1 protein-coding gene is annotated in these 591 nt (G+C 57.9%); it reads right to left on the bottom strand.

What is annotated here, in order from left to right; translation table 11 throughout:
• Positions 1 to 444: FAD-dependent oxidoreductase (locus MD273_RS18690; RefSeq protein WP_239039275.1), on the bottom strand; the 444-nt coding region annotated here is incomplete at its 3' end.
• Between the last annotated feature and the right edge of the window lie 147 nt (positions 445 to 591).

Genomic DNA, 591 nt, shown 5'->3' on the forward strand with positions numbered 1-591 from the left:
CAGCGCTCCCTTGATGGGAAAGCGGGCATTGTCGAAATCGAGGAAGGGCAGCATCGTCCGCACCGCCTCCCGGTCCAGGAGTTCCGCATCGACACCGTGGAGACGCATGGCATTGCCGCGCCGCACATAGGCATCGCGCTGGCCATCGCTGTGAAACAGGTTGAGGACGCCGCGCTGGGAAACCATGGCGTTGAAATTGAAATCCTGCTCCAGTCCCTCCCAGAGCTTCATCGACAGCTCGTAGAACGGATTGTTGCCCGGCAGGAGATAGTTGGAACGGATGATCGTCGTGTTACGACCGACATTTCCGGAGCCGATATAGCTCTTCTCCAGCACCGCGACATTGGTGATGCCGAATTCCTTTGCCAGATAGTAGGCCGTCGCCAGCCCGTGGCCGCCGCCGCCGACAATGATGACATCATAATGCGGTTTCGGCTCCGGCATGCGCCATGCGGGCTTCCAGTGCCGATTGCCGAAAAGGCCGTTCTTGAGAATGGAAAGAGCGCTGTAGGACATGAGCCGCCTGCCGTGGTGTTTGACAAAAGCCTAGCCGCCTTCAAGCAAATCTCGTTGCACAAAAAGGACTTTTCT

The organism is Marinobacter sp. C7, assembly GCF_022343555.1.
Classification (GTDB): domain Bacteria; phylum Pseudomonadota; class Gammaproteobacteria; order Pseudomonadales; family Oleiphilaceae; genus Marinobacter.